Origin of the sequence: Sphingomonas folli (genome assembly GCF_019429525.1) — a bacterium.
Lineage (GTDB): Bacteria > Pseudomonadota > Alphaproteobacteria > Sphingomonadales > Sphingomonadaceae > Sphingomonas > Sphingomonas folii.
In genome coordinates this window covers 190,195-215,458 of record NZ_JAHXZL010000003.1, presented here as the reverse complement: position 1 = coordinate 215,458, position 25,264 = coordinate 190,195, and the positions used below count along the sequence as shown (strand labels likewise).

At 73.9% G+C, this 25,264-nt stretch carries 30 protein-coding genes; 9 read left to right on the top strand and 21 right to left on the bottom strand.

What is annotated here, in order from left to right:
- Positions 1-307: 307 nt before the first annotated feature.
- Entirely contained in the window at positions 308-2,320 is a 2,013-nt protein-coding gene (locus KZ813_RS06005) for a FecR domain-containing protein (protein ID WP_219754060.1), read from the bottom strand.
- Between the two features lie 158 nt (positions 2,321-2,478).
- On the opposite strand from KZ813_RS06005, the gene KZ813_RS06000 reads away from it, so the two are divergent.
- The 5 genes from KZ813_RS06000 to KZ813_RS05980 all read left to right on the top strand — a co-directional run bounded on the left by KZ813_RS06000 (position 2,479) and on the right by KZ813_RS05980 (position 8,486).
- On the top strand, positions 2,479-4,137 hold the full coding sequence (locus KZ813_RS06000; protein WP_219754059.1) for a ShlB/FhaC/HecB family hemolysin secretion/activation protein: 1,659 nt from the start codon (positions 2,479-2,481) through the stop codon (positions 4,135-4,137).
- A gap of 256 nt (positions 4,138-4,393) precedes the next feature.
- On the top strand, positions 4,394-6,688 hold the full coding sequence (locus KZ813_RS05995) for a putative bifunctional diguanylate cyclase/phosphodiesterase (RefSeq protein WP_219754058.1): 2,295 nt from the start codon (positions 4,394-4,396) through the stop codon (positions 6,686-6,688).
- Between the two features lie 774 nt (positions 6,689-7,462).
- Positions 7,463-7,696 carry a hypothetical protein gene (locus KZ813_RS05990; protein ID WP_219754057.1) on the top strand — a complete coding sequence of 78 codons (234 nt, stop codon included), beginning with the start codon at positions 7,463-7,465 and terminating at the stop codon, positions 7,694-7,696.
- A gap of 38 nt (positions 7,697-7,734) precedes the next feature.
- Complete coding sequence (locus tag KZ813_RS05985; protein ID WP_219754056.1) at positions 7,735-8,226, top strand: methyltransferase domain-containing protein; 492 nt, start codon at positions 7,735-7,737, stop codon at positions 8,224-8,226.
- Complete coding sequence (locus KZ813_RS05980) at positions 8,223-8,486, top strand: hypothetical protein (RefSeq protein WP_219754055.1); 264 nt, start codon at positions 8,223-8,225, stop codon at positions 8,484-8,486. Before KZ813_RS05985 ends, KZ813_RS05980 begins: the two co-directional genes overlap by 4 nt.
- 37 nt (positions 8,487-8,523) lie before the next feature.
- Here KZ813_RS05980 and KZ813_RS05975 read toward each other — a convergent pair whose 3' ends face one another.
- From KZ813_RS05975 to KZ813_RS05905, 15 genes are all read right to left on the bottom strand, one after another.
- Entirely contained in the window at positions 8,524-8,787 is a 264-nt protein-coding gene (locus KZ813_RS05975; protein WP_219754054.1) for a glutathione S-transferase family protein, read from the bottom strand.
- Between the two features lie 171 nt (positions 8,788-8,958).
- A complete protein-coding gene (locus tag KZ813_RS05970; RefSeq protein WP_373369263.1) occupies positions 8,959-9,354 on the bottom strand; it encodes a ribbon-helix-helix domain-containing protein in 396 nt (131 codons plus the stop codon).
- Between the two features lie 126 nt (positions 9,355-9,480).
- Entirely contained in the window at positions 9,481-9,918 is a 438-nt protein-coding gene (locus KZ813_RS05965; RefSeq protein WP_219754052.1) for a periplasmic heavy metal sensor, read from the bottom strand.
- Positions 9,915-10,319, bottom strand: coding sequence for a hypothetical protein (locus KZ813_RS05960; RefSeq protein ID WP_219754051.1), 405 nt, complete (start codon positions 10,317-10,319; stop codon positions 9,915-9,917). The genes KZ813_RS05965 and KZ813_RS05960 overlap by 4 nt, the downstream gene beginning before the upstream one ends.
- Complete coding sequence (locus tag KZ813_RS05955) at positions 10,312-10,869, bottom strand: RNA polymerase sigma factor (protein ID WP_219754050.1); 558 nt, start codon at positions 10,867-10,869, stop codon at positions 10,312-10,314. Before KZ813_RS05955 ends, KZ813_RS05960 begins: the two co-directional genes overlap by 8 nt.
- Before the next feature lie 31 nt (positions 10,870-10,900).
- Positions 10,901-11,170 carry a hypothetical protein gene (locus KZ813_RS05950; protein ID WP_219754049.1) on the bottom strand — a complete coding sequence of 90 codons (270 nt, stop codon included), beginning with the start codon at positions 11,168-11,170 and terminating at the stop codon, positions 10,901-10,903.
- Entirely contained in the window at positions 11,164-11,427 is a 264-nt protein-coding gene (locus KZ813_RS05945; RefSeq protein ID WP_219754048.1) for a hypothetical protein, read from the bottom strand. The genes KZ813_RS05950 and KZ813_RS05945 overlap by 7 nt, the downstream gene beginning before the upstream one ends.
- Before the next feature lie 64 nt (positions 11,428-11,491).
- A complete protein-coding gene (locus tag KZ813_RS05940; protein WP_219754047.1) occupies positions 11,492-11,716 on the bottom strand; it encodes a GCG_CRPN prefix-to-repeats domain-containing protein in 225 nt (74 codons plus the stop codon).
- Between the two features lie 198 nt (positions 11,717-11,914).
- A complete protein-coding gene (locus tag KZ813_RS05935; RefSeq protein WP_219754046.1) occupies positions 11,915-13,408 on the bottom strand; it encodes a diguanylate cyclase domain-containing protein in 1,494 nt (497 codons plus the stop codon).
- 293 nt (positions 13,409-13,701) lie between these two features.
- Positions 13,702-14,280, bottom strand: a complete 579-nt coding sequence (locus KZ813_RS05930) for a class I SAM-dependent methyltransferase (protein ID WP_219754045.1) — start codon at positions 14,278-14,280, stop codon at positions 13,702-13,704.
- Positions 14,277-14,930, bottom strand: a complete 654-nt coding sequence (locus tag KZ813_RS05925) for a PIG-L family deacetylase (RefSeq protein ID WP_219754044.1) — start codon at positions 14,928-14,930, stop codon at positions 14,277-14,279. Before KZ813_RS05925 ends, KZ813_RS05930 begins: the two co-directional genes overlap by 4 nt.
- On the bottom strand, positions 14,927-15,901 hold the full coding sequence (locus tag KZ813_RS05920) for an acyl-CoA dehydrogenase family protein (protein WP_219754043.1): 975 nt from the start codon (positions 15,899-15,901) through the stop codon (positions 14,927-14,929). Before KZ813_RS05920 ends, KZ813_RS05925 begins: the two co-directional genes overlap by 4 nt.
- Positions 15,898-16,947, bottom strand: a complete 1,050-nt coding sequence (locus KZ813_RS05915) for a glycosyltransferase family 2 protein (RefSeq protein ID WP_258046452.1) — start codon at positions 16,945-16,947, stop codon at positions 15,898-15,900. The genes KZ813_RS05920 and KZ813_RS05915 overlap by 4 nt, the downstream gene beginning before the upstream one ends.
- On the bottom strand, positions 16,944-17,378 hold the full coding sequence (locus KZ813_RS05910; RefSeq protein ID WP_219754042.1) for a pyridoxamine 5'-phosphate oxidase family protein: 435 nt from the start codon (positions 17,376-17,378) through the stop codon (positions 16,944-16,946). Before KZ813_RS05910 ends, KZ813_RS05915 begins: the two co-directional genes overlap by 4 nt.
- A gap of 111 nt (positions 17,379-17,489) precedes the next feature.
- Complete coding sequence (locus KZ813_RS05905; protein WP_219754041.1) at positions 17,490-18,719, bottom strand: DUF2254 domain-containing protein; 1,230 nt, start codon at positions 18,717-18,719, stop codon at positions 17,490-17,492.
- Between the two features lie 228 nt (positions 18,720-18,947).
- Between KZ813_RS05905 and KZ813_RS05900 the strand changes: the two genes are divergently transcribed.
- Positions 18,948-19,802: an exonuclease domain-containing protein gene (locus tag KZ813_RS05900; RefSeq protein ID WP_219754040.1), complete on the top strand. Its 855-nt coding sequence runs from the start codon at positions 18,948-18,950 to the stop codon at positions 19,800-19,802.
- A gap of 88 nt (positions 19,803-19,890) precedes the next feature.
- Here the strand turns inward: KZ813_RS05900 and KZ813_RS05895 are convergent, their stop codons facing one another.
- From KZ813_RS05895 to KZ813_RS05885, 3 genes are all read right to left on the bottom strand, one after another.
- Positions 19,891-20,034 (bottom strand): hypothetical protein, encoded by a 144-nt coding sequence (locus KZ813_RS05895; RefSeq protein ID WP_219754039.1) that lies wholly within the window; start codon positions 20,032-20,034, stop codon positions 19,891-19,893.
- Between the two features lie 66 nt (positions 20,035-20,100).
- Positions 20,101-20,439 (bottom strand): hypothetical protein, encoded by a 339-nt coding sequence (locus KZ813_RS05890; RefSeq protein WP_219754038.1) that lies wholly within the window; start codon positions 20,437-20,439, stop codon positions 20,101-20,103.
- The gene (locus KZ813_RS05885; RefSeq protein WP_219754037.1) at positions 20,436-21,902 is read right to left on the bottom strand and encodes a PAS domain S-box protein; all 1,467 of its coding nucleotides are present in this window, start codon (positions 21,900-21,902) and stop codon (positions 20,436-20,438) included. Before KZ813_RS05885 ends, KZ813_RS05890 begins: the two co-directional genes overlap by 4 nt.
- 158 nt (positions 21,903-22,060) lie before the next feature.
- On the opposite strand from KZ813_RS05885, the gene KZ813_RS05880 reads away from it, so the two are divergent.
- The 3 genes from KZ813_RS05880 to KZ813_RS05870 all read left to right on the top strand — a co-directional run bounded on the left by KZ813_RS05880 (position 22,061) and on the right by KZ813_RS05870 (position 23,243).
- Positions 22,061-22,330, top strand: a complete 270-nt coding sequence (locus KZ813_RS05880) for a GlsB/YeaQ/YmgE family stress response membrane protein (RefSeq protein WP_219754036.1) — start codon at positions 22,061-22,063, stop codon at positions 22,328-22,330.
- A 17-nt stretch (positions 22,331-22,347) separates the two neighbouring features.
- On the top strand, positions 22,348-22,875 hold the full coding sequence (locus KZ813_RS05875; protein WP_219754035.1) for a hypothetical protein: 528 nt from the start codon (positions 22,348-22,350) through the stop codon (positions 22,873-22,875).
- 83 nt (positions 22,876-22,958) lie between these two features.
- A complete protein-coding gene (locus KZ813_RS05870) occupies positions 22,959-23,243 on the top strand; it encodes a helix-turn-helix domain-containing protein (protein WP_219754034.1) in 285 nt (94 codons plus the stop codon).
- On the opposite strand, the gene KZ813_RS05865 is transcribed toward KZ813_RS05870, so the two are convergent.
- Positions 23,240-23,896 carry an alpha/beta fold hydrolase gene (locus tag KZ813_RS05865; RefSeq protein WP_219754033.1) on the bottom strand — a complete coding sequence of 219 codons (657 nt, stop codon included), beginning with the start codon at positions 23,894-23,896 and terminating at the stop codon, positions 23,240-23,242. The two genes, KZ813_RS05870 and KZ813_RS05865, sit on opposite strands and share 4 nt — an antisense overlap.
- A 49-nt stretch (positions 23,897-23,945) precedes the next feature.
- Entirely contained in the window at positions 23,946-25,247 is a 1,302-nt protein-coding gene (locus KZ813_RS05860; RefSeq protein ID WP_219754032.1) for a CitMHS family transporter, read from the bottom strand.
- Between the last annotated feature and the right edge of the window lie 17 nt (positions 25,248-25,264).

Below are 25,264 nucleotides of genomic sequence, written 5' to 3'. Positions count from 1 at the left end.
CGTCGGCCGTGCTCGTGCGCGTTCATTCGCCCGATCGCGTTAGAGATGTTTCGGGAGCGTGGATGCGCCATGTTCGAGGCTGACGCCGCGTGGGGAGCGCCGACGCTGTCGGAGCCGATGCCGGACAATCGCTGACCTTCACGGGCATCGACAGGCCGGCGACGCGATGGCGGCCGGGATGGAGAAGGTCAGTGACCGGCTCGAGCCGCCCTCGTCAGCGCACGACGTGGTGTCGACGCGCGGCTACCGGGTCACCGACCTCCGCCGGAGGGGCGGTCGGCGCCATCGCTCCAGGTGTATATCGACGTCAGGGCTTCTTGGGTAACAAGAGGTCCACCACCTGCTTGAGCGGATCGAGCGGGCCGGGAAGCGGCTTCTTGGCGGCGTCCTCGGCTGCCTTCTGCGCGGCCTTCGCCGCGTCGTCGGCTGCCTTCTGCGCGTCGCGCGCGGCCTTCTCCTGCTCCTTGGCGGCGTCCGCCGCGGCCTTGGCAGCCTTGTCCGCGGCCTCCTTCACGGCCTTGTCCGCGTCCTTGGCGGCCTTGTCGGCGTCGCGCGCGGCCTTCTCGGCATCCTTGGCGGCCTGATCGGCGGCCGCCTTGGCGGCCTGGTCGGCGGCCTTCTGCGCCTGGTCCGCGGCGCGGGCGGCGTCCTGCGCCGCCTTCTGCGCGGCGACGTCGGCGAGTGCCTTGGCGGCGTCGCGCGCGGCCTTCTGGATCGCCGCCTGGAGCGCCGCGGCGGCGGCGTTGCCGGCGCCCTTGGCCTCGGCCTCGGCGTGCGTCTGCGCCTGCGCCGCCTGGGCCTGCGCCGCCGCCGCGGCGGCCTGTGCTGCCTGCGCCGCCTGGGCAGCGGTCGCCTGCGCCGCGGCATCGCCCGCCGCCTCCGCGGCGCTCTGCTGCGCCACCGCCACCGCGGCGCGCGCCGCCGCGTCCGCCGCCGCCTGCTGCGCCGCCTGCGCTGCCTGCGCCGAAGACGCCGCCGACGCCTCGGCCTGCGCCTGTGCCGCCGCTGCCGCTACCTGGTCGGCGATCGCGCGCGCCTGCGCCTCGGCCTGCGCCGCCTGCTCGGCGGCGACCTGCTGCTGCGCCGCCTGCGCCGCCTGGGCCGCCCTGGCGCTCTCCTCGGCCTGAGACGCCGCCGCCGCGCGCGCCGCCGCGGCCTGCTCCTGCTCCGCGCCGGCCTGCGCCGCGGCCAGCGCGGAGGCCTTGGCGGCCGCCTCGGTCGCCTGTGCCTGCGCCGCCGCCTCGGCCGCGGCGCGCTCGGCGCCCGCTTTGGCCTCGGCCGCGGCGGCGGTCTCGGCCGCGCTCCTGGCCGCCGTCGCGCTCGCGCTCGCCTGCTCGGCGCGCGTGGTCACGACCGCCGCGGCGACCTCCACCACCTTCACCGCCGCGGTGGACGCCTCGGTCGCGGTGCGGGTCGCGCTCGCCACCGCGGCGAGCGCCGCGGACGCGCCGCCGCTCGGCGCCGTGGTGCCCTTGACCAGCCCGCCCGTGGTGTCGGCCAGCGCCACCGGCGCGGCATAGACCGTCTCCGCCACCGCGATGACCGTCGCGGGCGCGGCCACCGTGTCGGTCGCCGCGGGCGCGGCCACCGGGTCGGCGGCGGCGAGCGCGGGGGCGGCGACCGGCGTCGGCGCGGAGACCGCGGCGGCGGTGTCCGGCGCGGTGTCGCTGGGCGCGGGCGCCGCGGCGATCTCCACCGCCGCGGGCAGCGCGGGGGCGGGCGTCTCGCGCGGTCGCGCCGGCGAGTCCAGCACGCGGCGCACGCCGTCTCGCTCGATCGCCATGCGGAAGCGGTCGCCCGCGCCCACCTGCGCCACCGCGCCGGGGGTGAGCAGGTCGTGCGCGCCGCCGTCGCTGGTGGCGACCTCGACCGCGCCCTCGATCACCTGCAGCGCGCTGCCGCCGCCGCCGACGCTCACGCTGAAGGTCGTCCCCTTCACCACCGCGGCGAGATACGGCGTCTGCACCTCGAAGTGCGGCGTCATCTTCTTCTTGATCATGAAGACGACGTTGCCGAACTCCTCGACGATCCGCGTCATCCCCTTGGCCTCGGTCGCGGCGGGCAGCGTCAGCCGCGAGCCCGGCGCGACCAGCATGAACTCGGTCCCGCGCACCAGCACCGCGCGCGCTCCCTTGGCGGTGGTGACGGTGTCGCCCGCCGCGATCGCACTGCCGCGCGTCGCGACCGTGGAGACGCCCGCGCGGGTCACCTGCACGTCGCCCATCGCCTCGCTGATCCGCCAGCCGGCAGGGCCGGCGCTCGCGGCGGTCGCGATGCCCGCGGTGGATGCGGCGAGCAGCGCCAGGATCGGCTTACGCATGTGAATCTCCCTCGGCGCGCCATGCGTGCCGACTCAGCCGAGTAGAAGGAGAGCGTTGCGAACAACTTAGAGCGGATGGTTAGCGAAATGCCGCCGTTGTCGTAACCAAATCGGAACCCGCCCCCGCCTAGGTCCGCCGCGACAACAGGGGCGTCCGCATGCGAGCTACTTCCACGATCCGTCTGACGCTCCTGGGGAGCGCCGCGCTGGCGGGCGCACCCGCGGCGGCGCAGACCGCGCTCGACCGCGCCGACCCGACGATCGCGGCGCGCGCGCTGCCGCGCCCCTCGCTCGAGCAGCCCGAGCGCGCGGCGCCGACAGAGGTAGACGCCGCCAGCCGCGCCGCCGCGGGAACGACGCTCACTCCGCCCGTGCGCGCGGTGCGGGTGAGCGGCGCCGCGGGTATCCCCGACACGGCCTTCGCCGCCGCGACCGCGCCGGTGATCGGCCGCGCGCTCGACCGCGGCGCGCTGGCGACGCTCGCCGGCCAGATCGCGGGCGCGGTGCGCGCGCGCGGCTATCCCTTCGCCACGGCCTCGGTCGCGGCGCAGCCGATGGCGGACGGCGTGCTCCAGGTCGAGGCCGAGCTCGGCCGGATCGACGCGGTGCGCGTGATCGGGGCGCGCAGCGAGGCGGCCGACACGCTGCTGGTCCACGCGCTCACCGGACGCGGCGCGGTCACCCAGAAGATGCTCGAGCGCGCGCTGCTGCTGGTCGGCGACGTGCCCGGCGTGCGCGTGACCGAGACCCGCTACGTCCGCCAGGACGGCTTCGGCATCCTGCTGGTGACGATCGCGAGCGACCGCGCCAGCGCCTATGCGCAGCTCGACAACCGCGGCAGCGCCGAGGTCGGCCCGGTGCGTTCCACGTTGCTCGCCAGCCTGCGCGGGCTGGCGGGGAACGGCGACGAGCTGTCGCTGATCGTCGCGCAGACGCCGTTCGAGCCGAGCGAGTTCGCCTTCCTGCGCGCGCGCTACGCCGCGCCGGTCGACTCGGCCGGGTCGGTGGTGGCGGTGGCCGGCTCGATCGCGCGTTCGCACCCGGGCGCCGCGCTGACGCCGCTCGACGTGGTCGGCCGCAGCGGCGACCTGTCCGTGAGCTACGCGCGCGCGCTGGTGCGCACACGCGCGCGCAGCCTGTGGGGCAGCGCCGAGCTGCGCGCGGTGACGGTGACGCAGACGCTCAGGGGCGTACGGCTGCGGCGGGATCGACTCGCCACCGCCACCGCCTCGCTCAACGGCCAGGCGGAGGTGGCGGGCGGCGCGCTGCGCGGCGAGCTGGCCGGCGTGGTCGGGCTGCCGCTCGCGGGGGTGAGCCGGGCCGGCGACGCGCTGCTGTCGCGCGCCGACGGCGACGCGCGCTTCGTGCTGGCGACGTGGCAGATGGACTATACGCGGCGGCTCGGCGGCCCGTTCAGCGCGGTGCTGGCGGGCGCGGCGCAGCTCGCCTCGCGCCCGCTGCTCGCCACCGCCGAGATCGGGCTGGGCGGGCCGGGCTTCGCGCGCGGCTATGATTATGCCGAGCGCACCGGCGACCAGGGGGCGATGGCCTCGGCCGAGCTGCGCGCCGACGCCGGTCGCGTGCTGCCCGGCGTGATCGACCGCGCGCAGGGCTATGCCTTCGTCGACGGCGGCCATGTCGGCAACCTGCGCGACGGGTTCGGCGGCGGGACGTTAGCGTCGACCGGGCTGGGCGTGCGTGGCGGCACGGGTCGGCTCGACGGCATGGTCGAGGTCGCCTTCCCGCTCAACGCCGACCGGTTCGACACTGGCAATCGCCGGCCGCGCATCTCGCTGCGGCTGTCGCGGGTGTTCTGATGCCTAACGGTAGGCACGTTGCGGCGGGCACGGACGCGAGCGTGGCAGGGCGCCATCTCCTTCCCGCGGCTGCCGCCCCGGCGAACGCCGCGGTCGAGGTGGGACACGCTGGGCTAGATTCACGGAGGTCCGCCCAACTGGACCCCGGCGTGCGCCGGGGTGGTGCGCGGGGGAAAGCCGACGATTCAGGTCAAGCTGCCCTTCTCGCGGTCGGGACGGGAGCGCCCCTTCCCATCACCTGCCAGCCTCCCTTCGCATGCTGAATCCCCGCGTCCGACCGCTGCTGCGCCACCGCCGTGCGCTCGCGCTCGCCGCCGCGCTCGCGCTGGCGCTGCTCACCGCGCTCAGCGGGATCGGCGAGCGGATCGACCGGCTGCTCGACCCGCTGCGTGCCGCGGCGTGGGTGCGCGCGCCGAGCGGGCAGGTCGTCGTCGTCGAGATGGACGCCGCCAGCGTCGCCGCGATCCGCGAGTGGCCGTGGTCGCGCGACCATTACGCGCACGCGGTCGACCGGCTCCGCGCCGCGGGCGCCGCGTCGATCACCTTCGACGTCGATTTCTCCTCGGCCGGCCCTGGCGCGGGCGACGCCGCGCTGGCGCGGGCCATCACGCGTGCGCCCGGCCTGGTCGCGCTGCCCACCTTCGCGCAGCGCGCGCGCTCGGGCGACCGGCGCACGATCGACTCGCTGCCGCTGCCCGCGTTGCGCGCGGGTGCCGCGCTCGCCTCGGTCAGCATGCAGCCCGACTCCGACGGGATCGTCCGCCGCGCGCCGTTCGGCACCGTCACCGCGGGCACGCCGCGGCCGTCGCTCTCCGCGCTGATCGCGCATCGCTCGGGCGCGGCCGACAGCTTCTTCCCGATCGACGGCGGGATCGACCCGGCGCGGCTGCCGCGGCTGAGCTTCGTCGCGGTGCGCGACGGCCGCTTCGACCCGGCCGCGGTGCGCGGGCGCGACGTGCTGATCGGCGCCACCGCGATCGAGATGGGTGACCGCTACGCCACGCCGCACTGGGGCGTGATCCCCGGCGTGGTGGTGCAGGCGCTCGCCGCGGAGACGCTGCTCGCGGGCGTGCCGGGCGAGCGCGGCAGTGCGCTGCCGCTGCTGATGGCGCTGCTGCTCGCCGCGCCGATGCTGCTGGTGCGGCGCGGCGCGGGCGCGGCGGCGCTCGCGCTGGTCGCCCCGATCATCTTGTTCACGCTGTCGGTGTGGGCGCAGGTGGCGTGGCAGTCGGTCTTCCCGCTCGCTCCGGCGCTGGTGCTGGTGGGCGCAGCGGGGCTGGCGCGCGTCGCACTCGACCTCGCGCGCCGCTTCGAGCGCCAGCGCCGCGTCGACGAGGACACCGGCCTGCCCAACCGCCGCGCGCTGCTCCACGACGGGGACGGTGCCGGGCCGCGGCCGCTCCTGGTGGCGTCGCTGGGCAACGCCGACGCGCTCGTCACGCTGTTGGGCGAACGCGCCGGGCACGACCTGCTGCTGCGCGTCGCCGACCGGCTGAGCGCCACCGCGGGCGGCACGGTCTACCGCGTCGGCGAGCGGCTGCTCGCGGTGGGGGCGGCGGGGGACGACGTCGAGGCGCTGGTGGCGGCGCTGCGCGCGACGCTGACCGAGCCCGTCGAGATCCTCGGCCGCCGCGCCGACGCCGCGGTCCATCTCGGCGTGTCGGCGGGCGAGGGCACGATCCACGACCGGCTGGTGAGCGCGACCCGCGCCGCCGACGCCGCCGCCGCGGCGGGCGCCTTCTGGCGCCACGCGCACGTCGACGCCGAGGCGCTGGAGCGACGGCTGGTGCTGATGGGCGAGCTAGACCAGGCGATCGCCAACGGCGAGATCGAGGTGCATTACCAGCCCAAGCTCGCGCTCGCGACCGACCGCGTCGCCAGCGCCGAGGCGCTGGTGCGTTGGCGCCACCCCGTGCGCGGGATGATCCGGCCGGACCTGTTCATCCCGCTGGCCGAGCAGGCCGACCGTATCGCCGCGCTGACGCTTCACGTGCTCGCGCGCGCGGTCGCCGACCTCGCTGCGTGGCGCGCGCGGGGGCACGACGTCTCGGTCGCGATCAATCTCTCCGCGATGCTGATCGCCGAGCCGGCGTTCAGCACCGCGGTCGACGCGCTGCTCGACTCGGGCGCGGTGCCGGCCGACCGGCTGATCTTCGAGGTGACCGAGTCGGCCACGCTGGCCGACCCCGAGCGCGCCGCGGCGCACCTGCGCCACTTCCGCGCCAAAGGAGTGGCGATCTCGATGGACGATTACGGCACCGGCCAGTCGACGCTGACCTATCTGCGCGAGCTGCCGCTGTCCGAGCTCAAGATCGACCGCAGCTTCGTCCAGCACGCGCACCTCAACCCGGCCGACGCGCTGATGGTACGCTCGACGATCGACCTCGCGCACGGGCTCGGGCTCAAGGTGGTGGCGGAGGGGATCGAGGAGCCCGGCTGTCTCGCGCTGCTCCGCGACGCGGGCTGCGACATGGCACAGGGCTATCTGATCGGTCGGCCGATGGCGTCGGATGTCTTCGTGGCGTCGCTGGAGACGAGCTTGGCCGCTTAGAGGCTGGATCGGGGACCGATCACCGAGCTTCTCCGATGAGGACCCGCTCGCGCGAGCGCGTGGCCTGCGGCTACCGCTCATCGCTTTCCTCACGCGGCGACCGGGCGACCCCTCGCTGGCGGAGGACCTCACCCAGGACCTGCCGCTCGACACGAGCGCACCGCTTTTCCCGCGCGCGGCTACGCCTGGAGTGACGCGCCTGCAGAAAAAGGGCCGGGCTGTCGCTGCGGCGAATGCCGGGACAGGCGAGGCCTGCACGGCGAGACTATGCGCGGAACCAAGCGGCGACGCGGACGGAATGTTCGACGATCAGGTCTCTCAGATGCTCGGCCAATTCGAGGAAGAAGGCGGCATCGTTCATCGTTGCACCACGGACGTCGTCGGATCCGTCACGCAAGATAAACGCGGCCTCCTTCCCCTGCTAGGTTGATGTCCCACGTCGAGACGCACCTGTGTCGTCTTGAGACAAGCCGCCGTCGACCGCTGGTCGGCGGCTCGCGAGGGCGGCGATGCGTCGCGTGGAGACGGGCTCGCGTCCGACCCACGGTTCGCGCGTCTGTCCGCCGCCCGGGCCGCGCTCCCCAAGGGGCTGACCCGGATTCGCTCGGCCCGTGCCTGACGGTCCCTCGGCGAGCGAGCGACCACATGCGACGAGTCGTCGGCACCTCTATGTCGCCACTATGCCGATCCCGGGGATCGATCTCGAAAGACTATGGGAGGGCGCGTAGCTGATCTCGGCGGGTACGCGATGCCCGTTCATCGAAGGCATCAGCCATGATCATGTCGTCCGAAGCTCCCGCGCAGCCCGACGAACGCGCGCCGGTCATCCGCGTCGGCCAGGATCACGTCGACCAACGGCGCGTCCGTGATGACGCGGGCAAACGCGACCGCCGCCTCGTCTCGCAGCCCGCCGCACGGAGCTTCGCGCACGCCGGGCGTGCCATCGACCCCGCCATGCCGTTCGACCCCGACGCGGCCGGCGAGCGCGCGCTGATGCTCGCGGCCTGAGGAGATCCAGCATGACAGCGACGATGAGGAAGGCCGGCATGTCGGCCATCGATGATCCCCGCCCGGCGCGCGACTGGGTGGTGTCTGGCCCGCACACGGTCCGCGACGACCCGCGCTGGCTGCCGCTGCTCGCGGCGCTCGCCGACCTCCGCCAGCGGCACCGCTGCTCCGTGCGGATCGTCGATGCCGATTGCGGCAGCGGCGCCTTGCTGATCGAGGCAGCGCGCGAGGCGCGCGCCCTCGGCTTCACCGCGATCGAGGCGCGCGGCATCGACGGCTCACCGGCGATGATCGCGCGGGCGCGGTCAGCCGCGGGCATGCTGCGTGATCGCGCGATCGGCCTCACCTTCGACCAGGTCGACATGGCGCAGGCGCTCGCGCAGGAAGCGGTTTTTCCGGCCGATATCGTGCTGTGGCACGGCACCTCGCGCGACGATCATCGCGCGGGCCTCGGCGCGCTGCTCTCGGCGGCGGGCGACCGCGTGGTCGGCGACCCTGCCGCGGCGTCGATCAGAGGCGTGTTCCCGTGACCCGTCGCGACCTCGCGTGGAGAGCCACCGGCCTCGCGCTGTTCGTCGGCGCATGCGCCGCCTGCCTCGCTCTGGACCGTTCGCCGCTGATGGTGCCGCTCTTCGTCGTGGCGCTCCTCGGGCTGCCGCTGATGGTCCACGGCAAGCGCGTCGCACAGGTGTTCCGCGCCGAGCGGCGCGGCCATTATCATACCGCGACCGCGGTCCGTGCCGCTCGCGTGCGGCGGCGCGGGCAGAACAGCGACGGCTTCGGCCTGTGAGCGACAAAGCCGTGGCTGGCGCGTCGCGGGAGGGTCCTCACCTGCCGAGCGTCGCGACGGCGGCGACACGATCCCCCTCCACCGCACGCGCGTCGGGCTCGGCGGGCAGGAGGCCGGCGTGTCGTTCGCCGATGTGAAGGACGATCGCGCCGGTCTCGAACAGGACGAGCGGGCCGTCCTCGTAGGTCGGGATCTGGCCGAACGGGTGTAGTGCCTGGGTCTGACGTGGATAGGCGACCAGGACGCCGAGTTCGTCCGCCAGCCCGCGGCAGTTCCCCACGCTGGGGCTCGGCCGCGGCACGAGCGCGCTCGAGATCGATGATGAGATCGCGCGGCTCGACGACCGGCGCTGGATCCGCGCCGCCGCCCACCGCTCCGCGGATCAGCGCCGTCGCCCCCATCAGGTCGCCGGACCGGGTCCGCTGAAGCGCCTCCGCCATCACAGTCTGTAAGGTCATGGGCGCTCTCCGTCTCAGGCGATGCGATCGGCCAGCGCGGCCTTGACCGCGGGGTCGCCGTGGAGCGCGCCCAGCACGGTCAGCGAGCCGATGGCCGCGCGCGCGAGCTCGGGGGTGACGTCGGACGCGATGGTGGCCAGGCCCAGCACGCGGATGTCCAGGACCTCACCCGCGGCGCGCGCCGCTTCTAGATCATGGGCCGAGAAGTGGCACAGGCCGAGCTGGAGCTGCCGCCGCCTGACCGATTCACGCGCCGCCTCGCCATGCCGCTCCAGCTGGTGCCGGATGGCCGTGCGGATGAAATCCGTCCGGTTGCTGTAGAAGCCTTCCCGGACGAGCAGGTCAACCTGGCCGAGATCGACGTAGCCGAGATTGATCGTGATCTTCTCGCGGTCCGGCGCCTTGGTCACCTGCTGCGGCACGTTCTCGCTCCACCATCCACTTGGATGGTACAGCAGGGCGTCCCGTTCGTCACGCAAGGTGGCGTGGGGCCGACGCTATCCTCGCCGAGAACGATCCGTCGGTCCCGCCGCGGCCTACTGTGTCCCCCGGGCGGCGCGCCGCCGCATCGCCTCGGCCAACCGCGCGCGCTGTGCCGGCGGCAGCGTGGCGGCGAAGGCGACCGCGCGACGCTCCACCGCCGCGCGCACCGCGGCGTCCGCGACGCGGGCGCGATCCAGCGCGGCCAGCACCGCCGCTTGGTCAACGCGCGGACGGGCGAGCAGCGCCGCCGCCTGCGCCTTGGCCTCCCGAGCGGCCAGCACGGTCGGCCGCATCGCGCGGCGGGTCTCGCGGAGCGCGGCGCGATAGGCACGCCGCTGGTCCGGCGGCAGCTCGGCGCCGGCGATCCGGAGCGAACCCGCGGCGATCATGCCGCGTCCGTAGCGCAGCGAGACATAGCCCGCCGCGAGCGCGCCGGCGAGGAACAGGTTGAGGATCAGTGAGACGATCAGCCCGACGTGCCAGCGGTTCACGATCCCTCCTCCGCGAGGCCGAGTTCGCCGAACGCGGTGCCGCCCTCGACGACGAGGTCGCGCGGCGCGCCGACGAACGCCGCGCCCGCGGTGCCGGCGACCGCCCCGGCCAGCGCGGCGGCGATCCCGAGGCCCGACCACCACCAGCGCGCCCGCATGAGCACGGACGGCGCGGGCGCGCGCGCCGCGATCCGGCTCGCCACGGCCTCGGGCGCGATCGCGATCGACCAGAGATCGAGGTGCCGGTCGAGCTTCTCGGCCTGGGCCAGCGCGCGCGCGCCGTCCGGCGTCGTCGCCCAGCGCGCCGCCGCGGCACGCTCCGCGGCGGGCCAGCGCGCGATCGTGCCGCCATAGACCTCGGCGAGCGCGCGATAGCGCTCGGCCACCCGTGGATCAGTCACGCTCCGCCTCCTGTTCCGCGGCGAACCGCGCGCGCAGCGTGCGCCGCGCGCGCGCCAGCAGCGACTCCAGCGCCTCGACGCTCACCTCCAGCGCGGCGGCCGCCTCCGCGCCGCTGAGGTCCTGATAATGGACCAGCACGATGGCCTCGCGCTGGCGCTCGGGCAACGCCGCGATCGCGTCCGCGACGCGCCGCGCGCGCTCCGCGGTCAGCAGCGTCTGCTCGGCGTCGGGCGTGGGGTCGGCGCGGTCGGGCACCGGCTCGCCGGTCAGCTCGCGACGCCGGCGCAGCCGGTCGCGGCAGAGGTTGAGCACCACCGTGTGGAGCCACGTGTCGTAGCGCGCTCGCCCCGTCCGCCAGTCGCCCGCGCCGCGCCACGCGCGCAGGAACGTCTCCTGCGCGACCTCCTCGGCGGCGCCGCGATCGCGCAGCAGCCGCGTCGCCAAGGCGAGCACGCGCGGCAGCTTGGCGGTGATCAGCAGCCGCGCCGCGGCACGGTCGCCGCGCCCCACGCGCGCCACCAGGGCCGCGTCCGGATCGTGATCGCTCAATCGCGAACCCCGTCGTCATCGGCGCCCGCCGTCAGTTCGAGCGAGGCGCCTCCGCCGTGCCGGCGCGGCGCGCCCGCTCGGCCGAGGAGAGCATGCCGTCGCCGTCGGAGTCCAGCGGTGCGGAGCATCGCGCCACGGCGGCGCGGCGCCCGGCGCGGTCGAGCGCGGCGAGGCGCGTTCCCGGACCGCGCCGGCGCGACGTCTCGCCGGCGTGGGACTCGGCGCGCCCTTCGCGACCGTCGCCGTCACCGTCGAGCGGGAGCCGTCGCGCCTGTCGCGCGGCGAGCGCGACCATCAGCACGGACGCCCGTAGCGCGGGCCGCAGCGATGATCGTCCTCATAGGCGCGCCGCGTGCGGCGCAGGTCGCGTCGTGCCTCGCGCTGCTCGTCGCGGGCCTGCCGCCGGTCGGCGGCGTCGCCGTAGCGGTCCGCGTCGCGCGCGTCGCGGCGCGCGTCCTGCAGGTCGAGCCGGGCGCGTCGCACGTCCGCGCGCGTGGTGCAGGCGCTGGCGGAGAGAAGGAGCATCGCGGTAGCGGCGAAGAGCGATAATCGGGTCATCCTGGGTCCTCGCGATGGTGCGGGCGGGCGGGCGCGACGGCGATGCCGCGCCCGCGGTTAGGCCTCAGCGGTAGCGCCAGCCGCCACGATGGCGGTAGCGGCTCTTCCAGTAGCGGTGGCCGTCCCAATAGCCGAAGCCGCGATAGTAAGCGCCCCGGACGTTGGGGCGGCACGCGCCCGCCGGCCCGCGGTGGAAGCCGCGGCCGCAACCCTGTCGGGCCTCGGCCGCCGGCGGTGCGGCGACCATGACCATGCCGGCCGCGGCGGCCGCGAGGATCATCAGCTTCATACCTTCTCCTGACGAGAGTCACCGCCGGGGATTGAGCGGCCGCTGACTTCAACGCGGCAGCGGCGACATTCCGTCGCGAACGATCAGCACTGGCGCGGGACGCGACGCGATCGCTCGCCAGAGTCAGCGCGGAGCCTCAGGACGCGCGTCGTCGCCGAGCAAGCGCCGCGCGCTCGTGGGGAGGGATCGTCGCGTGCCTCAGCCGCGCGCCGCGTGCAGCGCCGCCCCGAGCGTCACCGGGCGCTTCGCGCCGTGGATCTGGCCGGTCCCGCGCTGCACGCGCTTGGCCTCGTAGAGCGCGAGGTCGGCGCGATGCGTCAGCTCGCTCGGCTCGACGATGTCGTCGTCGAGGAAGGCCGCGCCGACAGTCGCCGACACGCCGCGCCGTTGCCCATCCTTGTCCACGAGATGGCGAAGCGACTGGAGAAGGGAGAGGATCGCCTCCTCGGCCCGCGCGCAATCGCGCGGTCGGGTCAGCAACACCACGAACTCGTCCCCGCCGAGCCGGGCGGCGAAGGCGTTCGGCGCGGTGATGCGGCGCAGGCGATCGGCCATCACGCGCAGCACCTCGTCGCCGGCGGCGTGCCCGAAGGTGTCGTTCACGTCCTTGAAGCCGTCCAGATCGAGCAGGAGCAGACACAGCGGCTCCGCCCGCCCGCGCGCGCGCGCGAAGGTCTCGCCCAGTCGCTGCTCGAAACAGCTGCGGTTGGGCAGCCCCGTCAGGCGATCGGTGTCGGCGCTGAGCCGCAGCGTCTGCTCGCGCGCGTGGCGATCGGTCACGTCCTGGAAGACGCCGATGAGCGCGGTCGGCCGCCCCTCGTGCAGCTGCGCCTCGCCGATCGAGCGGACTCGCCGATCGCGGCCGTCCGCGGTCCGGAAGTCGCTCTCGAGATCGAACGACTCGCCGGTGGACGCGGCGCGCTCGATGAGCGCCTTGAACTCCGCGCGCCGCTCCTGCGGGTAGAAGCTCAGCCCTTCCTCGATCGACGGCATCTGACCCAGGGGAACGCCGTAGATGGCATAGACCTGGTCCGACCAGTGGAGGCTCATGTCGGCGAGATCGAGCCGCCACGAGCCCAAACCCGCCATCCGCTCGGCCTGACCCAGCTGGAGCTGCTGGCGTTCCAGCATCTCGGCGTGACGCTGCGCCTCCTGCGACAGCCGCATCGCGGTCGCGGCGCTGGACCGCGCGCTGATCAGCGCGCTGACGAGCGCCGCCAGCTGCCGCAGCACCGCGCGATCGTCGTCGGTGAAGCGGCGCGGCGCGGTGTCGATCACGCACAGGGTACCGATCCCGGCGAGATCGTCCGAGTGGCCCGGCGCGGAGGGGCGGAGCGGCACGCCCGCGTAGAAGCGCAGGTAAGGGGGGCCGAGGACGAGAGCGTTGTCGACGAAGCGCTGGTCCTGCAGCGCGTCCTCGACGACCATCATGTCGTCGACGTGGATCGCGTGGGAACACAGCGCCTCGCCTCGACCGGTCTCCGTCACGCCGATGCCGCAGCGCGCCTTGAACCACTGACGCGTGTCGTCCAGCAGCGACACCAGCGCGATCGGCACGTTCAGCAGGCGCTGCGCGAGCAGTACGATCGAGTCGAACTCATGCTCCCCGGGCGTGTCGATGATCGAGAAGCTCTTCAGCTTGTCGAGCCGATCGGCCTCGCGCACCTGCGCCAGAAGAGAGGTCCTGTCCATGTCTCATCCTTGTCGCACGATAGTTAACGGTTCATCGCATCATTCTCGGGCGATCACGAGACGAGCTGGGTCGAGCGAGCCGATCGACGTGTAGCGTCACCGCCGCCGACGATGCGGACCGACGCGACGATCAGGCCTGACGTTCCGACGAGTCGACGGGAGGCGCGCGGGGGCGATCATGGCCGCGGCGTCGTAGCGTCGCCGCGCACCGGCGGAGCGGTCGAGCACCTGCCTCGCCGCCGGGATGGCGCGGGCGATCCGCGGTCGCCCCGCCACCGCAGAAGCTGCGGCGATCAGGCCGCGCGACACGCCAGCACGATCCACCGACCCGTCCGCCGCACGGTCCTCACCTGCCAAGGCCGTCCCGTCCGACGCAGGAACACGCGCTGGAGGTCCGCGGCGTGCTGCGCGAAATCGTGGAAGTCGACGCGATGGTGCGCCAGCACGAGCGTGCCGCCGGGCCGCAGCGCGCGCGCGAGGTCGCGCGCGGTCCGCTCCATCGCGCGCGGCGTGAGATAGTAGAGCAGCTCGGCGACGATCACCGCGTCGTAGCGCGCGCGCGGGAAGCGCGCCGGCACCGCCAGCCGGACCGCGCGCGCGCGCGCGCCGCGGCCCGCCAGCGCCGCTGCGACCAGCCGCGTACCCGCCGCGGTCGCCTCGGTGGCGTCGAGCCGCAGCGCGCGCGCGGCCAGAGCGCGACTGTTCGAGCCGTTGCCCGCCGCCAGCTCGAGCACGCGGCCGTGCGCGCCGGCGCCCAGCGCGTGGACGATCGCGTCGCGCTTCACCGCCTCGTCGCGGTCCGAGAAGGTGCGCCACGGATCGGGATCGGCGGCGAAGGTCTGCTCGAACCCAGCCAGCGTGATCGCGCTCACGACGTCGTCGCCGCGGCGAACAGCTCGCGCGGGCGGCTGAACGCGGCGATCTGGCCCCGCGTCATCGCGAAGCCGGTCGGGTCGTCGGTGATCCGCCCCGCCTGGGTGCGATAGCCGCGGATCGCGTGCCGCTTCGCCAGCCGCTCCTGCGCGCTCAGCGGCAGCGACCGCGCGCCGCGCAGCCGCTGCCCCGCGGGCCACACCGGGTAGCGCCACCAGCGCACCCCCGGGGCGCGACACGCCGCGGCGGCGACGACGCGGTGGTCGGGATGCGCGTCGTCGTCCGACGGTGCCAGCGCGAGCAGCGGGGCGGGCAGCGCGCGGGCGGCCCGTCGGACGCCGCGTCTTACCGACGCTGCCCGTTCGGCGAGCCGACCGTCGGGCAAGTCGAGGAAGGTGACCGCGCCCGCGGCGACGCCGAGGCGACGCATCGCGCGGCGCGTCTCGCGCCGGCGCTCGTGCACCAGCCGGTCGCGTGGCCACGTGCGGCTGCCCGGATGAGAGGCGGCGCCGTCGCTCACCACCAGGATCGCGACCCGCGTGCCGCGGCGCGCCAGCCGGGTGATCAGCGCGTGCGCCGCGATCGCCTCGTCGTCCGGGTGCGGCGCCACCACCAGCAGTGCGCGCGGGCGGCCGACGTGCGCCCTCACAGCGCCGGGCTCAGCGCGCCCGCCGCGACGGCCGCGCCGACCGCCATCCGCTGCGCGTCGGGGCCGGGCTGGCGCAGGTACATGGCGAGGTCGGTGAGGGTCGCGGCGAGCGGGTGATCGCGGAACAGCGCCTGGACGCCGACCGCCTCCTGCGCCAGGCCCAGCGCCTCGCCGCCCGCGGCATAGACCGCGGCGCGCGCCGCGGCGACGAGCGGCAGCCGCGCGGACTCCGCCCCGAACCAGCCCTCAGAGGCGCGTCGTACCGCCGCCGCGGCGCCCTCCGCCAGCGCGTACAGCCGCGCCAACCGCCCGGCCTGATGCGGGTCGGCGGCGCGCCCCGCCGCGACGAGATGGTCGCGCACCTCGTCGACCAGCCGCGCCACGCCGCCCGCCTGCACCGCGGCGAAGCGGAGCGCGCCGCCGCTGAACCACGGCTCGCGGACATAGTCGCCCGGCGCGCCGACCAGCGCGGAGGCGTCGAGCGGCACGTCGCGCCAGCGTACGACGTGCGTCTCGGAGCGCTGCATGCCGACCACGTGCCAGACGCTCCGGTCGACCGCGGGCGATACGGCGGCGAGATCGAGCAGCGCGAGCTGACGCCCACCCGCCGCGTCGATCGTGACCAGCGCGTGCGACAGCACCCCCGCGCCCGAGGCGAAGCTCTTCCCGCCGCTCAGTCGGCCGCCGTCGATCCGCAGCGGTTCGCCGGGCAGGTCGGCGTTCCATACGCCCAGCGCGGCGCCGTCGCGCACCGCCGCCCCCAGCCGCTCGCGCTGCGCGGCATCGCCGTAGCGCGCGACGATCTGCGTGGCGTCGACGTGTCCCTCGAACAGCCGACCGAGCGGCAGGTCCTCGCGTCCGACGCGGTAGAGCAGGCGCAGCAGCGTCAGCATCGCGGTGGCGTCCCGCGGGTCGGCGACACTCCCGCGCTCGCGCTGGAGCTCGGCGAGCCGGGCGCGCAGCGCGGTCACGCGGCGATCGCGGGGGTCGGATCGGTCAGCAGCGTGGCCAGCGCCGCCTCGGCCACGGCGAGCGGCACCTGGCGCATCCCGTCCGGCCCGACCGGCACGACCCGCATCGCGAAGGCCTCGCCGTTGGGGCAGTCGCGCGCGACGCCGCGCAGATGGTCCGCGTCGAGTCCGATCTCCGCGGTCAGCACGGCGAGGTCGCCGGCGGCATGGGTGCGGCGCGCGAGCGCGTGGCGCTCATACTGCCACAGCTGGTCGGCCGGGTGGGCGACGCGCACGCCCGCGATGCCGGCGCGATCGAGCGCGCGCAGCCCCGAGGCGAGCCCGCCGCGCGCGCGGCCGCGCCGCCGCGCCGAGGTATGGACCACGCTGGCGGCGTCACGGCGGACGCGCAGCCCGGCGCGCGCGGCATCGTCCACCAGCCGCGCGTCCTCCCCGCTGGCGAGCGGCGCGAAGCCGCCCAGCGCCGCATAGGTCTCGGTTCGCAGGGCCATGTTGGCGCCGCTGACGCGGTGGTGAGTCATCGGTGCCTCCCAGGCGACCGGGTCGACCCGCCGGCGCAGTGCGTGGAGCCGCGCGTAATAATGTTCGATACGGTCCTGCGCTTGATCGTCGCCGGGCGCGCCGGGGCGGACGAGGTCGCCGGCGATCACGTCGGCCTGGTGCAGCGCGGCGAGCGTGACGTCGAGCCAGTCGGCGCTGGGCCAGCTATCGGCGTCGGTGGTGAGCAGGACTCCACCGTCACGCCCGAGCACGGCCGCCCCCAGCAGCATCGCGGCGTGGCGAGCGATCCCGGCGTTGGGTACCGACCGCGGCATCGAGCCGACGTGGACCCGATGCACACTGCACCGCGCGTAGGCGGCCGCGATCGCGGCGCTGCGATCGATGCAACCGTCGAGGAGCAGGCACAGGTGCACCGCGGCGCCGGGCGGCACGGTCAGCCGCTCGAGGCCCTCGAACAGCCGCGGCAGCCGCGCCGCCTCGTCGCGCGCGGGAACGCAGATCGCGAGTGCGGCCGGCGCGTCGCCCCGTCCGGCGACGCGGCTCAAGCGCCGATCTCGCCTTCGTCGCCGCCGTCCCAGTAGCGGATGCGACCGGCGCCGACCGCGATCATGACGATCCCGGGCGTGTCGATGCCCTGGGGGAAATAGCGGTCGAGGTCCTTGGTCCAATGTGCCTCGAACTGCGCCTTGTCGTCGATCAGCGCCGCCCGGCCCTCGACCGACACGAACAGCGGCGGTCCGCCGAGCATTCCGGCCGCGCCGGTATAGCCCAGCGTGACCGCCGCATCGGCGCGTATGTCCGAGACCTTGCGCGAGTCGGCGTAGGCGAAGAAGTAGCTTGTCCCCTCGTACGCGACGTCGCCGTTGTTGCTCATCGGCCGCGCCGTGAGCACGCCCGCGCCGGACCGCGTCGTGAGCATGGCATAATCCAGCTTCGCCATCTTGCGCGACAGCTCGTCCATCGTCAGCTCGGCCATGCGACCTCCCGTCTCATGTGCGCGGGCATCACCTGAGCCCGTCGATTTTCATCAGCATCGTAACGACTTACCTGCGTTCTAGTTCAACGGTCGCGATCGGCGGCGATCCCCTCATCCGGTGTTCGGCCGAGGTTCCGACGGGGCGACCGCGAAGCCGGCCTGGTAGGTCCGCTCGATCAGGGCGCGATCCGCCTCGCTCGTCATGGCCGCTCCGGCGCGCGCCGCCGCGTCCCGCGCCTCGCGGTCGATGAGCGGACGCGCCGCCTCGGCGTGGCGGGCCAGCGCGGCCAGCGCTTTCTGCAGCCTGACGCCGACCTCGACGATCGCGGCACCGTCGCGCGCGATCGGGCGACACCAGTCGTCGAGCAGCTCGGTGAGCCGGATCGGTGGAACATGGACCCGGGCGGGCGGGGCCGCATCGGTCGACGACCGCCGGTCCGTGAGGCGCAGCATCACGCGGGCGCTGGCCTCGATTGCCGCGATCGCCGTGCCCGGATCGTTGACCGCCGGCGACAATGCGCGCGAGGCGATCTCGGACAGCACCACCAGGCCGAAGCGCGGATCGTGGTCGAAGGTGCGGTGATGGGACAAGGTGAACGCCTGCCGAATCTCGTCGATCGCGGCGCTGTCACAGTCGCCCGCGACCAGCGCCATCGGCGTCCCGGGCTCGACGAGTTTACCGGGCAGTGCGAGGACGTGAATGTCCGCGTCGATCGCCTCCGCGACGTCACCCAGTACCGCGACGTCGACGTGCGTGACTCGCGCCATCGTCGTCGGCTTCACCGGCGTCATGCCACGACGGTCCGGCGCGGCCGTCCCGGGCCCCAGGTCCAGCGGCACGGCCACCGTCTCGACCGCGCGCATCGCGGCGCGCTCGACCCGATCGATCGTGTCGGAGACGCGGCCGAACCGCGCGATGTGCTCGATCCAGCGCAGCAGCGTCACGACGATGAAGAGGATGACGACGATCGTGCCGAACAGGAGTATGACTCGTCCGGTCTCGCCGTAGAGCCCGGTCGACAGCGCGACGATGCCGACGATCGCGAACAGGAAGCTGCCGAGGAACGTCGCGAGCGTGTTCTGCGCCGTGCTGTCGTCGATGAGGAGCTGGACGGCGCGCGGCGTGATCGTGCTGGTCGCGCCCGAATAGGCCGATACCATCGCGGTCAGCGAGAAGGTGGTGACCGCCAGCATGCTCGACGCCAAGATGGTGAGGATGCCGTCGACCGACTTGGCCCCGATGGTCGCGGCGAACTGGTAGGAGATCGTGTGCCCGATCAGTGCGCTCGCCAGCGCCAGCGCGCCCCCGAACGCGCAGACCAGCGCCGCCCGGAACCACATCCTGCGCGTGAGCAGGCGGAGGAGCCATTGCCATCGCGTCAATGCCGTTCCCCTTGTCGAGCGTTCTAGCGACTACCGGGGCGAGTGGTTCCGGGCCGCCGGAGGCCGGCGTTCGCCGCGGGGCCTCCGGGGCGCAGGCGGCACGTCCCGGCCCTACCGCCGGGTCGCGATACTCCGACGGGGCGGCGCGGACGTGCCACGCGGCCGCCGATCTGATAGGGGCCGCGCGTGCACGCCGATCCGACCGCCAGCCTCCCGCCCGTCGACTTCGTCGCCGTCGACGTGGAGACCGCGTGCGCGCGCGTCAGCAGCATCTGCCAGATCGGCGTCGTCGGCTTCAAGGACGGCGCCGAGGTGTTCGCGTGGCAGAGCCTGATCGACCCGCGCGACGAGTTCGCCCCGTCCAACATGCGCGTCCACGGCATCAGCTGTGACCACGTGGTCGGCCAGCCCAGCTTCGCCGACGCGCACGCCGCGATCGCGGCCTGTCTGGCGGGGCGGACCGTGGTGGCACACTCGCTCTTCGACAAGGGGGCGATCGCCGCCGCGTGCCGGGCCCATGACCTGCCGCCGATCGAGTGCACGTGGCTCGACAGCGTGCGGGTCGCGAAGCGCGCGTGGCCCGAGCTGCCGAGCCACCGCCTCAACCTGCTCGCCCGGCATCTCAGGCTGCGCCACAAGCATCATGACGCGCTGAGCGACGCGCGCGTCGCGGGCATGGTCGTCGTGAAGGCCACCGCGCATACGGGGATCGATCTCGCCGGCTGGCTCGCGCCCGCGGCTCAGCGGGGCCGCGCGGCCCCGCGTGCGGCGAGCGCGGGGCCGCTGGCGGGCCAACGGGTCGCGATCCTGGGCGCGGCGCGCGACGGCACGCTCGCGCACCGGCTCGCGGCGCAGGGCGCGCGCATCACCGCCGCGGTCGGGGCGACCTCGCATCTCCTCGTGATCAGCAGCACGCAGCCGTTCGGGCGCTTCGTCCACGCGCATGCCGAGTACCGCCGGGCGGAGGAGCTGCGTCTCATGGGCCGGTCGATCGAGATCGTCACCGAGGACGAGCTGCTGGCACGCCTCGCCGGCGCGTGACGGCGGTGTGGCGCATCGCGCCGGAACCCAGGCAAGTCGGCGCTCGGCGCGGTCGGCCCGCACGCTCTCGGCCAGCGCCGAGTGAGTCCTAGGACGTCTTCGACCTACCGCCCTTCTTGCCCAGTTCGGCCTGCGCCGCGGACGATTTCCGCGGGTTCTTCTCGCCCTCCTTGGCGGCCTTGGCGTTGGCCTTCTGCGCGGTGGCGCTGCCCTTACCCTTCTTCTCCGTCATGGTGGCGCTCCTAGGGTGACCCGGCCCGAACGCGCTAGGCGGATCGTCGTTGCGGTCTCGGCACTCTCATCCGGCACGGTCTCGCTCGGCCAGCGACATGCGCCGCCGCCGGACCAGTTCGGCCAGCTCGCCGTCGCAGAAGCTCGACGGGCGACGCTGGCAGTTCGGCAGCGACACCCGGATGTCGCGCGGGCTGAGTCGCTCCCGCAGGATCCGGTCGACCACGCGATCGAGCCGCCCCTCGTCGACGATGACGCGATAGCCGTCGACGCCCATCATCGACGCGACCGCATGTTCGTCCCAGATCGTGCTCACCGACCTACCCCTTTCACTGGACGATGATCCCTCGGCGCCGATCGCGCCGACGGTGATGCCCTCCGCGCGGCTCGCCCGATCGTCGGTCACGCGCGATGCGTTCCCATGCCGCGCTCCCGCCCCCAGACGACGGCACCGCTGCGGCGGGTCGCGCCGGTCTTCTCGTAGATACGCGCCACGTGGTTGCGCACCGTGTTGCGCGTGATCGCCAGCCGCTCCGCGATCTCGGCGTCGTCGAGATCGTCGCAGATCAGATCGAGCACCTGGCGCTCGCGCGCGGTGAGATCGGCGGGCGCCAGCTGCGGCGTGGGCCGGCGCAGCGTGGCGAGCTTGTCGAGGATCGAGCGGCTGAGCCAGCGCGTGTCCTTCAGCACCGCGTCGATCGCGTCGGCGAGCTCCGCCTCGCTGCGGCGGCGCTCCGTCACGTCCTGATACACCCAGATCACGCGTGTCGCATCGCCGGTGCCGATCCGCTCCGCGGCGACGCTGCAGCGCAGCTCGCTCCCGTCGCGCGCCACGAACTCGGCCTCCCCGGCGCGGACCGCGCCATGCTCCGCGACGTCGCGCTCGAGTGTCTCGCGTGCCTCGTCGTTCTGCCACCAGCCGAGCTCGCCGACCGGCACGCCCGCGCCGGGCACGACCGCGAGACCCGAGAGCGCGCCGAAGGCGGCGTTCACGCGCAGCACGCGATGCGCCGAATCGGCGATCACCATCGCCACCGGCGCCATGTCGAAGACCGCCTCGAGGTCGCGTTCGCTCGATGCCAGCGAGCGCTCCGCCTCGCGCCGCGGCTGCAGATCGGCGAAGGTGAGCAGCAGCGCGTCCTCCTCGGTCACGTCGATCGGCTGGCCGGCGAAGATGACGAGTCGCCGACCGCCGTCGGCGCAGAGCAACTCGGCCTCGGTCTGCGGGATCACCGCGCCCGCGTCGATCAGGCCGCGCACCTCGGCGCGGCTGGGCACGCCGCCGAGCAGGCCGAGCCCGAACAGCGAGCGCTCGACCAGCTGCTCGCGCGCGAAGCCGGTGAGCGAGAGGAAACCGGGGTTGGCGTTGGCGATCCTCAGATCGCGCTGCCGCACGATCAGCGCCGGCGCTGGATTGGCGCGGAACATGGCGCGGAAGCGGGCCTCGGCGTCGAACCTCTTCGACACGTCGCACAGCACCACCGCGAGATAGTCGGGCTCGCCGCCGTCGACGTCCATGACGACGTCGCGCACCTGATGGACCCAGCGCGCCTCGTCGCAGCCCGCCGGCGCGACCTCGACGATCAGGTCGGGCATCGCTTCGCCCGCCAGGACGCGGAAGAGCGGATATTCGCGGTGCCTGAGCAGCCGGTGCTCGGCGCCCCACATGGTGAAGCGCCGGGCGTATTCGTCGGCGGTCGCGCCCAGCTCGCTCACCTCGGTCACGCCGTGCATCGCGAGCGCGGCGGCGTTGGCGGTGAGCAGCGTCCCGGTCGGATCCAGCAGGATCACGCCGTCGAGCAGCTGCGCGATCAGCTGCTCGAGGTGGCGGAGGGTCGGCTGGGCGGAGAGTGGAGCTGCCGTCGGCATCCGCCATCAACCGTGTCACCCCCCTCGCGTTCCCGGGACGGCATCAGCGCGACTAGTGCGCCCGCACTAGTCGCGCGGCGGCGTGCCGGCCTCCTCGCTGAACTTGTCGGCGGGGCCTGCCGTTGAGGCTGCACCAACACACTATCGGAGTAATCGCCATGGGTTTCATCGTACTTCTCGTGGTCGGCGGCGTGATCGGCTGGCTGGCCAGCGTGATCATGCGGACCGACGGCCAGCAGGGCATCTTCCTCAACGTCGTCGTCGGTATCGTCGGCGCGGTGCTCGCCGGCTTCATCGTCACCCCGCTGATCGGCGGCGCGCCGATCACCAGCGGCGTGATCAGCGTCCAGTCGGTGCTCGTCTCGCTGCTCGGCGCGATCGTGCTGCTCGGGATCGTCAACCTCTTTCGCCGCGGCACGGTGCGCTGAGGCAGGCGGCGCGCCCGATGCTTCGAGTGGCCTCGGCCATCTTCGACACGCAGGCGGACGCGCATCACGCCGTGTCCGACCTGCGTGGCGCCGGCGTTCGCGACAGCGAGATGTCGGTCGTGACTCGGCGCGGCGCGGTGGACGATCCTGTCGGCTCGCGCGCGGCCGGCGCTGAGGATCGTGGCGCCGTGCTGCGCGCGATTCTGGGTGGTGGCGCGTTCGGAGCCGGCCTGGGTGTGGCGACCCTCGCGCTCCCCGGTGTCGGCCCGCTGGTGGCGGCCGGCGCGATCGCCGCCTCCGCGGTACCGGGCGCGATGGCGCTCGGCGCGGTGGCCGGGGCGACTGCCGGCACGCTCGCCGAGCTGCTGGCGCCGCATGGCCTGGGGGCGGAGGAGGCGGCCTATTACGACCGTCACCTGTCGCGCGGCGGTGTGCTGCTCTGGGTCGGCAGCGGCGCGGCGGTACCGGCGACGACGATCGCCGACATCATGTACCGGAACGGCGGCCATGACACGCGCCGTCCGGGAAACTCGGTGCTCGAGTGAGCGTCCGGCGCTCTCGAGCGACAGGCTGACACGCTGCGGCGCGGCGCGGCGCGGCCCGAGCCGGCGGCGATGCAAGGATCAACATGACGACGAAGGAATGCCAGGTCGAGGGCACGATGGCGTTCGCGCAACGCTCGGCCGTGGAGGCCGCGCTGCGCGACAATCACTGCAACCTCTCGCACGCCGCGCGCCAGCTCCGCGTCGGACGGACGACGCTGTACCGGCTGATCAAGCGCTTCGAGATCGAGGTGGACGTCATGCCGCGCCAGCCGGCGGCGCGCGCCGCGCGCCGCGCGACGGCGCCGACGAGCGTCCGGCTGATCGACGGCGTGTGGTATCTCGTCGGCGGCGACGGCGATCGCGGCTAGCGCCGCAGCCACTCGCGCAGCAGCATCGTCACCTCGCCCGGACGCTCCATCGGCGCGAGATGGCCGCACTGACGGATCGTGTGGAAGCGCGCGCCGGGGATCCGCTCGGCGAGTGATCGCGCATCCTCGGGCAGGCAGATGCGGTCGCGGTCTCCCACCGCCACGAGGGTCGGCACGCGCACCGCCGCGATCGCGGGGGCGATGTCGGGGCGCGCGAGCAGCGCGCGCTGCTGGCGCTCGAAGGTGGCCGCGCCGACGCGCTCGGCCATCGCCTGGACCGGGCCGCTGACGATCGGCGTGAGCGTCGGGTCGGCGTGCGGCGCGGTGGCGAGCAGGCCCTGCTCGCGCACGCTGCGCGGTCGCATCTGCATCGAGCCGCGTGTGCCGAACAAGGCGAGGCGCGCGACGCGGTCGGGCGCCTGGCGGATCATCTCCAGCGCGACATAGCCGCCGAGGCTCACCCCGGCGACCGCGATCCGCGGCGGCGCATGCGCGAGCACGCGCGCCGCCATCGCCTCGAGCGTGTCGTCCACCGTCAGGTCGCCCAGCTCGGGATGCGCGAGCTCGGCGAGGTCGGTCACCTGGCGCGCCCAGAGCTGGCCGTCGCACCCCATCGCCGGCAGCAGGACGAGCGGGATCGGCTTGACGGTCATGATCGGTTCTCCGATGCGGGACGACGAGGGGAAGTGGCGCGCCGCGGCGTCAGCCGACCAGCGGGAAGGCGAGCACCAGCATGCCGACGATCGTCATCAGCGCGCACACCAGAGCGGCCGGGATCAGCGTGAAGCGCTGGTGGTCGGCCAGGTCGATCCCGGCGAGGCTCACCAGCAGGTAGGTCGAGGGCACCAGCGGGCTGAGCAGGTGGACCGGCTGGCCCATCAGCGAGGCGCGCGCGATCGCCATCGGCTCGACGCCGTAATGCGCGCCTGCCTCGGCCAGGATCGGCAGCATGCCGAAGTAGAAGGCGTCGTTGGAGATGAAGAAGGTGAAGGGCAGGCTGAGCGCGGCCGCGATCGGGGCCATATAGGGGCCGAGCACCGGCGGGATCACGCCCACCACCTCCTTGCTCATGGCCTCCACCATCCCGGTGCCCGACAGGATGCCGGTGAAGATGCCCGCGGCGAAGATCAGCGAGACCACCGACAGCACGTTGCCCGCGTGGGCCGCGATGCGTTCCTTCTGCTCGGCGACCTGCGGGTAGTTGACGATCATCGCCACCGCGAAGGCCAGCATCATCAGCACCGACAGCGGCAGCACGCCCGAGACCAGCCCGGCGAGCAGCGCCACGGTCAGCGCCGCGTTGAACCAGCGCAGCCGCGGGCGCCGCGCCTCGGGGAACTGCGACACCGCCATGCCGGTGAAGCCCGTCGTCTCGTCGACCGGGAGCTGGCCGATGCGGCGGCGCTCCTTGCGCCCGAAATAGACCGCGAGCGCGACCAGCCCGGCCAGCCCGGCGATCATCCCCGGGATCAGCGGCAGGAACAGCGTGGCGGGATCGAGCTTGAGCGCGCTCGCGGCGCGCGCGGTCGGCCCGCCCCAGGGCGTCAGGTTCATGATGCCGCTGGTCGTCATCAGCAGGCAGCACAGGTACAGGCGGTTCATGTCGTAGCGCTTGTACAGCGGCAGCAGCGCGGCGATCGTGATGATGTACGTGGTCGAGCCGTCACCGTCGAGGCTCACCATCGCGCACAGCGCGACCGTGCCGACCAGGATCTTCAGCGGATCGCCGTGCACCAGCCGCAGCAGTCGGTTGACCAGGGGATCGAACAGGCCGGTGTCGGTCATGGTCGAGAAGAACAGGATCGCGAACAGCAGCATCACGCCGGTCGGCGCGAGGTTCTTGATGCCGTCGATCATCATCTCGCCGAGGCCCGCGGCGAAGCCGGCGATCAGCGCGAACGCGGTGGGGACGACGATCAGCGCGACCAGCGGGGTCATCCGCTTGGTCATGATCAGCGTCATGAAGGTGGCCACCATCAGGAAGCCGAGCAGGGCGAGGTTCATCGCGGGAGATCCTGTGT

Excerpts from the sequence above, each read along its gene's own strand:
- KZ813_RS05905 (WP_219754041.1), bottom strand. The coding sequence starts at position 18,719 with ATGTGGTTCCGGGCGGCGCTGGTCTGCGCGTTCGGGGGCGCGCTGGCG.
- KZ813_RS05885 (WP_219754037.1), bottom strand. The coding sequence starts at position 21,902 with ATGCCGACGGCAGCTCCACTCTCCGCCCAGCCGACCCTCCGCCACCTC.
- KZ813_RS05910 (WP_219754042.1), bottom strand. The coding sequence starts at position 17,378 with ATGGCCGAGCTGACGATGGACGAGCTGTCGCGCAAGATGGCGAAGCTG.
- KZ813_RS05995 (WP_219754058.1), top strand. The coding sequence starts at position 4,394 with ATGCTGAATCCCCGCGTCCGACCGCTGCTGCGCCACCGCCGTGCGCTC.
- KZ813_RS05880 (WP_219754036.1), top strand. The coding sequence starts at position 22,061 with ATGGGTTTCATCGTACTTCTCGTGGTCGGCGGCGTGATCGGCTGGCTG.
- KZ813_RS05935 (WP_219754046.1), bottom strand. The coding sequence starts at position 13,408 with ATGGACAGGACCTCTCTTCTGGCGCAGGTGCGCGAGGCCGATCGGCTC.
- KZ813_RS05990 (WP_219754057.1), top strand. The coding sequence starts at position 7,463 with ATGATCATGTCGTCCGAAGCTCCCGCGCAGCCCGACGAACGCGCGCCG.
- KZ813_RS05895 (WP_219754039.1), bottom strand. The coding sequence starts at position 20,034 with ATGACGGAGAAGAAGGGTAAGGGCAGCGCCACCGCGCAGAAGGCCAAC.
- KZ813_RS06005 (WP_219754060.1), bottom strand. The coding sequence starts at position 2,320 with ATGCGTAAGCCGATCCTGGCGCTGCTCGCCGCATCCACCGCGGGCATC.
- KZ813_RS05860 (WP_219754032.1), bottom strand. The coding sequence starts at position 25,247 with ATGAACCTCGCCCTGCTCGGCTTCCTGATGGTGGCCACCTTCATGACG.
- KZ813_RS05945 (WP_219754048.1), bottom strand. The coding sequence starts at position 11,427 with ATGACCCGATTATCGCTCTTCGCCGCTACCGCGATGCTCCTTCTCTCC.
- KZ813_RS05985 (WP_219754056.1), top strand. The coding sequence starts at position 7,735 with ATGTCGGCCATCGATGATCCCCGCCCGGCGCGCGACTGGGTGGTGTCT.
- KZ813_RS05865 (WP_219754033.1), bottom strand. The coding sequence starts at position 23,896 with ATGACCGTCAAGCCGATCCCGCTCGTCCTGCTGCCGGCGATGGGGTGC.
- KZ813_RS05875 (WP_219754035.1), top strand. The coding sequence starts at position 22,348 with ATGCTTCGAGTGGCCTCGGCCATCTTCGACACGCAGGCGGACGCGCAT.
- KZ813_RS05940 (WP_219754047.1), bottom strand. The coding sequence starts at position 11,716 with ATGAAGCTGATGATCCTCGCGGCCGCCGCGGCCGGCATGGTCATGGTC.
- KZ813_RS05870 (WP_219754034.1), top strand. The coding sequence starts at position 22,959 with ATGACGACGAAGGAATGCCAGGTCGAGGGCACGATGGCGTTCGCGCAA.
- KZ813_RS06000 (WP_219754059.1), top strand. The coding sequence starts at position 2,479 with ATGCGAGCTACTTCCACGATCCGTCTGACGCTCCTGGGGAGCGCCGCG.